Origin of the sequence: Bacillus horti (assembly GCF_030813115.1) — a bacterium.
GTDB lineage: Bacteria > Bacillota > Bacilli > Caldalkalibacillales > JCM-10596 > Bacillus_CH > Bacillus_CH horti.
This window is the reverse complement of the sequence record NZ_JAUSTY010000017.1, coordinates 87,227-95,085: the sequence shown is the minus strand read 5'-3', so window position 1 is coordinate 95,085 and position 7,859 is coordinate 87,227. Positions and strand designations below refer to the sequence as shown.

Annotated in this window: 8 protein-coding genes; all 8 read right to left on the bottom strand. The window is 41.4% G+C overall.

The features are described 5' to 3' along the window. Positions 1 to 501: 501 nt before the first annotated feature. Positions 502 to 1,779 carry a serine--tRNA ligase gene (serS, locus tag J2S11_RS17355; protein ID WP_307396678.1) on the bottom strand — a complete coding sequence of 426 codons (1,278 nt, stop codon included), beginning with the start codon at positions 1,777 to 1,779 and terminating at the stop codon, positions 502 to 504. 447 nt (positions 1,780 to 2,226) lie between these two features. Beyond that, on the bottom strand, positions 2,227 to 3,732 hold the full coding sequence (gene lysS / locus J2S11_RS17350; RefSeq protein ID WP_307396677.1) for a lysine--tRNA ligase: 1,506 nt from the start codon (positions 3,730 to 3,732) through the stop codon (positions 2,227 to 2,229). A gap of 282 nt (positions 3,733 to 4,014) precedes the next feature. Next, positions 4,015 to 4,494: a transcription elongation factor GreA gene (gene greA / locus J2S11_RS17345; RefSeq protein ID WP_307396675.1), complete on the bottom strand. Its 480-nt coding sequence runs from the start codon at positions 4,492 to 4,494 to the stop codon at positions 4,015 to 4,017. Positions 4,495 to 4,946: 452 nt separating this feature from the next. Further along, positions 4,947 to 5,954 (bottom strand): tRNA dihydrouridine synthase DusB, encoded by a 1,008-nt coding sequence (gene dusB / locus J2S11_RS17340; protein ID WP_307396673.1) that lies wholly within the window; start codon positions 5,952 to 5,954, stop codon positions 4,947 to 4,949. After that, positions 5,935 to 6,180, bottom strand: coding sequence for a helix-turn-helix domain-containing protein (locus tag J2S11_RS17335; protein WP_307396671.1), 246 nt, complete (start codon positions 6,178 to 6,180; stop codon positions 5,935 to 5,937). The genes dusB and J2S11_RS17335 overlap by 20 nt, the downstream gene beginning before the upstream one ends. Then, the gene (gene folK, locus J2S11_RS17330; protein ID WP_307396670.1) at positions 6,165 to 6,659 is read right to left on the bottom strand and encodes a 2-amino-4-hydroxy-6-hydroxymethyldihydropteridine diphosphokinase; all 495 of its coding nucleotides are present in this window, start codon (positions 6,657 to 6,659) and stop codon (positions 6,165 to 6,167) included. The genes J2S11_RS17335 and folK overlap by 16 nt, the downstream gene beginning before the upstream one ends. After that, complete coding sequence (gene folB, locus J2S11_RS17325; RefSeq protein WP_307396669.1) at positions 6,656 to 7,018, bottom strand: dihydroneopterin aldolase; 363 nt, start codon at positions 7,016 to 7,018, stop codon at positions 6,656 to 6,658. The genes folK and folB overlap by 4 nt, the downstream gene beginning before the upstream one ends. Then, positions 7,011 to 7,853 carry a dihydropteroate synthase gene (gene folP / locus J2S11_RS17320; protein WP_307396668.1) on the bottom strand — a complete coding sequence of 281 codons (843 nt, stop codon included), beginning with the start codon at positions 7,851 to 7,853 and terminating at the stop codon, positions 7,011 to 7,013. The genes folB and folP overlap by 8 nt, the downstream gene beginning before the upstream one ends. Positions 7,854 to 7,859: the final 6 nt, after the last annotated feature.

Genomic DNA, 7,859 nt, shown 5'->3' with positions numbered 1-7,859 from the left:
TATGAAATAGCTTGAAATAAGCTCTCATTACGTTGTTCATTCAAAAGAATTGGACCCGTTCCTTGTTTCCTCGAAAGGAAGGCAAGCAACAGATTATTTTTACGCTTGGCTATTCTTTGTTCAGTTTTCAAGGTTCTAAAGCACATGGATGTGCTAGTGTCGACGTTATCACAGGACATGATGTCTTTAGTCGACGATCCATTTTTTCATGGAATCAAACTCTCATTTATTCACTCATTTTGTCGCCTATCGTGGCGGCAAGTAATAATATATCACAGCTAAAAATATTATGCAACACCTTTTTTTTTAAAAGACACAAATAATATTCTAGGCTAAGAGCTCAAGCAGAACTTTTAGCCTAGGAATAAAGGATTATCATGTTATAGGTACTTCAATTAAAGAATTATGCTTTGCTTTTTAGTGAGCTACTCTTTCCTTGAAGAAGGGCTCCCTGCTATAAAATGACATTTATTTAAAATCACCATGCATAAAAAGACACTACTATGGAAGTAGGAATTCCATATCATTCATATACCTTCTCAATGCCTTTGGTATATAAATAGATCCATCCTCTTGCTGATGGTTTTCTAGCAAAGGGATCAAAATTCTTGGAGACGATATCCCTGTATTATTTAAAGTGAAGCAATATTTGACTTCTCCATTTTTATCTTTATAACGCAGGTTTGATCGTCTAGCTTGGAAATCTAACACATTAGATGAAGAATGGGTTTCTCCATAAGCTTGCCTACTCGGCATCCACGTTTCAATATCATATTGCTTATAGTTCTTCTGTCCCATATCTCCTGAACAAACAGCTACTACACGGTATGGAAGCTCTAATAACTGCAGAATTTCCTCCGCATTTGACGTTAGCTCCTCATGCAATCGATTAGATGTTTCGACATCTGCTTCACATAGAATAACCTGCTCAACCTTTGTAAATTGATGGACACGGTAAAGCCCATGCACATCTCTTCCGGCTGATCCTGCTTCTTTCCTGTAGCAATTAGACACAGCAGCTAATTGTATAGGCTGTGCGACATCAATAATTTCTCCGCTGTAGTAAGAAACAAGAGGGATCTCTGCTGTACCGATTAAATGCTTTTCTTCCTTCTCTATAGAATAGGTTTGCTCCCTGCCATCAGGAAAAAAGCCAGTATGGTAGAGACTCTCCTCATTCACTATTGTAGGCACATCTAAAAAGGTAAAACCTTTTTTCATCAAAACATCTATCGCAATCTGCTGCACCGCTCTTTGAAGGTGAAACCCAAATCCCTTCAGGAAAAAGCTACGGCTCCCTGCTACCTTCACTCCTCTAGGGACATCAATTAGCCCAAGATTTTCTCCTAACGTCATATGGTCCTTTGGTACGTAAGAGAAAGATGGAACAATTCCAACCTTTCTAAGCTCTACATTATCTTGATCTGATTCTCCCTTAGGTGTGTCTGGAGACATCATGTTGGGAACCTGGAGCATGAGCTGGTGATATTCAGACTCCAAATCACGTCTTTTGCTATCATCCTGTTTAATCTGTTGATTCAGTAATCGAACCTCTCGTTTAAGCTGCTCCGCTTCCCCTTGCTGTCCATTGCTTAGCAGAGTTGTAATCCTCTGAGCTTTTTCATTTCGCTTAGCCCTTAAAGCATCTGCTTGCTGTAGAAAATGACGTCTTTGCTGATCCTTTTCCAGCAGCTTCGCAATGGAAATGTTTATTCCTTTTAGCTTAGCGGCCTCCTGCAGTTCCTGTTCATGCTGGCGAATAAATTGAATATCTAGCATGCGAGTTGCACCCTTTCTTCTTTAGAATTAGTGAAAAAATACAAAAAACGCCCTCATCCGTTTGGGACGAGAGGCGTTATGCTCGCGGTGCCACCCAACTTGGTTCCTCCGTAAAACAGAGAGAACCCTCTTTGGCTTTTGCTATAACGGGCAAATCCCGGTTCATTTAGAGAGCACAGAAGAAATAGTGGCTCCGATCATGAACGCCTCCAAGTTGGATGCTTTTCATCGGCACAGTTGTAGATATTCATTACGCATCTAGTGGATGCGTCATTTTTATTATAAGTAGTATACACCAATACGCTTCGTTAAACTAGAGGGAACTCATAACCAAAGAAACCCTTGATTACACATTTCCTACTAAGACAAATTTTTAACCTGAAAAATTTAGCCCAAAATAATGGGGATTTGATCTTAGCAACTTAACCTTAGTCAATTACCTAACCTTTACTCTTCCTCAGTCACATGTTCCTTTGTTTCCTTCATTGTAGGGAATAAAAGGACATCGCGAATTGAAGACGAGTTTGTTAATAGCATAACTAAACGGTCAATACCAATACCTAGCCCACCCGTTGGCGGCATTCCATACTCTAACGCTTCAATAAAGTCATGATCCATCTCATGCGCTTCATCATTTCCTGCTTCTTTTTCCAGCAACTGAGCTTCAAATCTTTCTTTTTGATCGATTGGATCGTTAAGCTCAGTAAAAGCATTAGCATGTTCGCGAGCAACGATAAACAGCTCAAAGCGATCGGTAAAGCGAGGATCCTGTTCATTTTTCTTCGCTAACGGGGAAATTTCAACAGGGTGTCCATAGATAAATGTTGGCTGAATGAGGGTTTCTTCCACCTTCTGTTCAAAGAACTCATTCAAAATATGCCCAAACTTCATATGTGACTGTATCTCTACCCCATGCTCTTTCGCTAAGGCACGAGCTTCTTCATCTGACATAGGCTGACTGAAGTCAATTCCCACAACCTCTTTAACGGCATCCACCATAGAGATTCTTTTCCAAGGAGTAGCTAGGTTGATATTTTTATCCTCATATTGAACCGTCGTTTTACCGTGCACCTCAAGAGCAATATGTTCAATAAGCTCCTCGGTCAGCTTCATAATATCCTGATAATCCCCATACGCTTCATAGAGCTCAAGCATGGTAAACTCGGGATTATGTCGAGTAGAAATCCCCTCATTACGATAGACTCTGCCGATTTCATACACCTTTTCCAAACCACCAACGATCAGGCGCTTCAAATGCAATTCGATGGCAATACGCATATATAGTTCGATATCTAAAGCGTTATGGTGTGTAATAAAAGGGCGAGCGGAAGCACCACCTGCAATCGTGTGTAAGGTCGGAGTTTCTACCTCTAAAAATCCTAGCTTGTCTAGATAACGTCTCATCGACTGGATAATGCGGCTACGTGCTACAAATGTATCGCGCACCTCGGGATTAATGATTAAATCCACATAACGCTTCCGATAGCGCTGCTCAACATCTTTTAGACCGTGGTATTTATCTGGCAAAGGACGCAATGCCTTGGTCAGCATAGTCAGTTCCTTTACTTTTATACTCGTTTCCCCACGATTCGTTTTAAACAAAGCTCCTCGCACACCGATCAGGTCTCCAAGGTCCAGCTGATCAAAAATAGAGTAGGCCTCGTCACCCACTTGATCCTGTCGAACATAAATTTGAATTCTCCCTGATAAGTCTTGAAGGTGACCAAAGCCCGCTTTTCCTTGACCTCGCTTGGCCATTAAACGCCCTGCAATATTCACTTCAATCTCTTGAGGGTCGAGGTCTTCTTTGGCAACAGCATCATATTTCTGCAAAAGCTCAGCTGCCACATGCTCACGTACATATTTTTGACCAAACGGATCAATCCCTTGATCTCTTAGACTCGTCATTTTCTGCCGTCTTACCTGCAGCTGATCATTTAATTCTTCACTCATTAAACTACACTCCTTAAATATCCCATCTTGCTTGTTATCTTGTTACTATACCACATCCGCTTAGCTAAAGCCTATTAGATAATCAGCCATCAATAGAAAGGCTTAGTCTAACGCTAGATCTAATGGTTTTCTACTAGTGAGAAAAGACCTGCACAGTGTTTCTTGCAGGTCATGATTACAGCTATGCTCGATTCTTTTTTAAGATTGCCATCTAGATGCTTCTTTATTTTTTGTCTAGATTTTCACATAAATCTTCTTATTTTCTAGAATGGTTCTAAATAATTATTTCTTTATAATATCTAGAATTTCATACTGAATCATACCCGCTGGAACGTTAGCCTCTACCACTGTCCCTTTTGTTTTACCTAAAAGAGCCTGCCCCACTGGTGATTCATTTGAAATTTTATTTTCAGTTGGGTTAGATTCTGCAGAGCCTACAATCGTAAACTCAACCTCTTCATTAAATTCAACATCCTTAAGGATAACGGTTGCCCCAATACTCACAACCTCTGTGTTCACCTCATGCTCTTGAATGATTCGAGCGTTGCGAAGCATTTTCTCTAAAGTAATCACTCGCCCTTCAATGAAAGCCTGTTCATTTTTGGCGTCGTCATATTCTGAGTTTTCACTAATATCTCCATAGCTTATCGCCGCTTTAATGCGTTCAGCTACTTCTTTTCTTTTTACTGATTTAAGATGATCTAGCTCATCCTCTAATTTTCTTAATCCTTCCGGAGTAAGAATTACTTCTTTTTCTGTCATTCGCTTTACTCCCCCATACGTTATTAATTTCCTTTGATTATATGTGATCGCTGATTGATTTATACGTTACCCTCAGCTCATAAGATGTGAATGATTCGTACTATGAGGCTTATAGGAGAGGCAGACTCTTCGTAGAATATCTAGCACAACCGCACTCTTAGATCTTACAAGCATCTCATATGAAATCTTGAGAGGTATTATATTGAAAAAAAATAACTCTGTCAATGATCTTCCTTTTCTTGTTTTTCTACTAAGACTTTTGAGCTACGAATCAAACACAAGGAATCGGATAGTATCCGATTCCCTGTAGTTCTTCATTCCCAACATCGAGCTATGGTAAACGTAAGGCAAATTATTTAGGAAATAGTAACTGTCACTTCTGCTTAATATCTTATGCCTTCGTTGATTTTTCGTGTATTTCCTTCAGCAATAAATCTCTATCAAGCCATCTCTTAGGAAAGAACGGCCTCTTCTTTTTCCTCTAACTGATCCACAAATCCAGTTAATAAGTCAACCATACCTTCTCTAGTCGTCACATAGTTAATTTTTTCACGCACAGGAGCCGCACCACGCAAGCCCTTTAGATACCAGGCAGCATGCTTCCTCATTTCCTGTACAGCAATTTTTTCACCTTTAATGGCAATTAAACGGTCTAGGTGTAAGGCACAAACCTCAATTTTTTCTCTAGCTGTAGGGTCTTGATGAAGCACACCTTCCTCTAAATACTGAATGGTTCGGTACAGCATCCATGGATTCCCTAACGCTGCACGACCGATCATCACACCGTCTACGCCCGTCTCCTGAATCATTCTCTGAGCTGCTTCTGGAGAATTCACATCCCCATTTCCGATAACTGGAATGGAGACATTCTCCTTCACCTGACGAATGATATCCCAGTTCGCATGACCTTCGTACATTTGAACACGTGTACGACCATGAACGGCTACCGCTTGCCCTCCTGCTTTTTCAACCATCTGGGCATTTTCAACGGCAAATACATGCTCGTCATCCCAGCCAATTCTCATTTTGACCGTGACTGGCTTTTGAACGGCATCCACAACACTAGATACCATTTCGTAAATCTTTTTAGGCTCAAGCAGCCAGCGTGCTCCTGCATCACATTTTGTGATTTTCGGTACAGGACAGCCCATATTAATATCAATAATATCTGCATTTGTTTGTTGATCAACAACCTTAGCGGCCTCAACTAAGGACTGCTTGTCACCACCAAAAATTTGCAGGGATAACGGCTTTTCTCGCTCATCAACAAACAGCATTTTCTTCGTTCTTTCATTACCGTGCAAAATGGCTTTATCACTTACCATTTCAGCACAAACTAGGCCAGCTCCAAACTCCTTGGCAATCAAACGAAACGCTGGGTTACATACTCCAGCCATAGGAGCCAAAACCACTTGGTTTTTCATTTCGATGTTTCCTATTTTAAGCTTTCTTGTGGCCATGCTGGTTCACTCCTTCTATTTCTCCTTTTAATTCTTCTATCTTAACACGTAGGACACGGGCGATATCTTCCAATAATTGCTGGGAGGGAAGCTTCCTTCCTCGTTCGATTCCCCCAATAACGGATACAGAGACATGAAGCTTAAGGGCAAGCTGTTCCTGTGTATACCCTTTAAGCTTGCGGTATGCCCTGATTCTCCTACCCCATTTCACTAATTGGTCTTCCATAAACGAACACCTTCTTTCCCCACCTGCTGAATTCGTTCTCCAATTGTATAATGGTCATCTGGTAGCCTAAGCTCTGGGGCGATCTCGACTAAAGGAACAAGGACAAACGTTCTTTCAGTCATTCTCGGGTGAGGCAGCACCAAATCATCAGTACGCATACGTATACTATTATACAATAGGATGTCAATATCAATAACCCGCGGTCCCCAGCGAACGCTCCTTAAACGGCCTAAGGTGTTTTCTATAGATTGTGTGTGAGCTAGAAGCTCTAAAGGTTGCAGGCTAGTCTTACCATAAACAGCTATATTTAAAAAAGCCCCTTGATCTAAGTAACCCACTGGATCTGTTTCGTAAAAGGATGAAACCTTACATAATTTAAGCGTCTCCTTCTGCATTTCTAGAAGCTCTAAAGCTTGAGAGATGTAAGCTCCCCTCTCCCCCATATTAGATCCCAAGGAGAGGTAAAACTCGTGCTTCATGATCGTTTTCTCCTTATTTCCACGGCCACATAATCGTAATGTCCTGCTATTGGTGGGTTTGGCTTAACCAGTTTAACCAAAACCTCCTCCAATTGGGTCCATGTATCTAAAGCATCTTGAGCTATTCGTTCGGCTAGTGCCTCAATTAGCTTGTACTGCTCTTCTTCTACAATTCTTTTCACTAGCTTATAAGCCTCTGCATAATTAATAGAAAGCGTTAGATCATCAGTTTGGCCTGCTGGAGCTAAATTCAAAAACAGCTCCATGTCTACCTTAAAGCTTTGTCCCAGCCTGTTCTCTTCAGGCAGCACCCCGTGATACGCGTAAAATTCCATATTCTTCAGCTGTATTTTATCCATGCTGCAACACAATCCCCTTCCCTAACATGGCATCCATCACCTTGACCGCCCTGGTTACCTCTTTAACATCATGAACACGAACAATATGGCAGCCTTTTGTTATGCCCAAACATACAGTAGCTATGGTACCCTCAACTCGTTCTTCTGCAGGCAAGTCCAATATTTTACCGATCATCGACTTTCTCGACGTTCCTAATAAAACAGGATAGCCTAACTGGATAAGCCGCTCCAAATGATTCATCACTACAAGGTTGTCCTGCCACGTTTTAGCAAAACCTATCCCCGGATCAAGAATGATCTGACTGGCCTGTACTCCAGCCTTCAATGAGATTAGGATGCTTTGCTCCATATCCACAATTATGTCATCCATTAGGTTTGTGTAATCTCTTTCCTTCCTGTTATGCATTAGAATAATAGGTGCCTTCGTTTTGGCAGCTACGGAAGCCATATGCGGATCTGCCTTCGCTCCCCAAACATCATTAATGATATGAGCACCGGCTTGTAGAGCTTGTTCGGCCACATCTGCTTTGTACGTATCGATGGATAAGGGCACATCGAAGCGACTAGCAAGAGCTTCAATAACAGGAATCACTCTTTCTAGCTCCTCCTCTGCAGCAATATACTGTGCTCCAGGCCTTGTGGATTCTCCACCTACATCAATGAGATCAGCGCCGTACTCAATCATCTCAGCTACATGATCTATAGCCCGATCAACTTGCATAAAATTTCCTCCATCAGAAAAGGAGTCCGGTGTAGCGTTCAAAATACCCATTATATATGTTCGTGCATCCATGTCCATTATATGTCGTCCCACACTAATTTTGGATGTTTGCATATGTCT

Excerpts from the sequence above, each read along its gene's own strand:
- dusB (WP_307396673.1), bottom strand. The coding sequence starts at position 5,954 with ATGGCCACAAGAAAGCTTAAAATAGGAAACATCGAAATGAAAAACCAA.
- J2S11_RS17335 (WP_307396671.1), bottom strand. The coding sequence starts at position 6,180 with ATGGAAGACCAATTAGTGAAATGGGGTAGGAGAATCAGGGCATACCGC.
- lysS (WP_307396677.1), bottom strand. The coding sequence starts at position 3,732 with ATGAGTGAAGAATTAAATGATCAGCTGCAGGTAAGACGGCAGAAAATG.
- folB (WP_307396669.1), bottom strand. The coding sequence starts at position 7,018 with ATGGATAAAATACAGCTGAAGAATATGGAATTTTACGCGTATCACGGG.
- serS (WP_307396678.1), bottom strand. The coding sequence starts at position 1,779 with ATGCTAGATATTCAATTTATTCGCCAGCATGAACAGGAACTGCAGGAG.
- greA (WP_307396675.1), bottom strand. The coding sequence starts at position 4,494 with ATGACAGAAAAAGAAGTAATTCTTACTCCGGAAGGATTAAGAAAATTA.
- folP (WP_307396668.1), bottom strand. The coding sequence starts at position 7,853 with ATGCAAACATCCAAAATTAGTGTGGGACGACATATAATGGACATGGAT.
- folK (WP_307396670.1), bottom strand. The coding sequence starts at position 6,659 with ATGAAGCACGAGTTTTACCTCTCCTTGGGATCTAATATGGGGGAGAGG.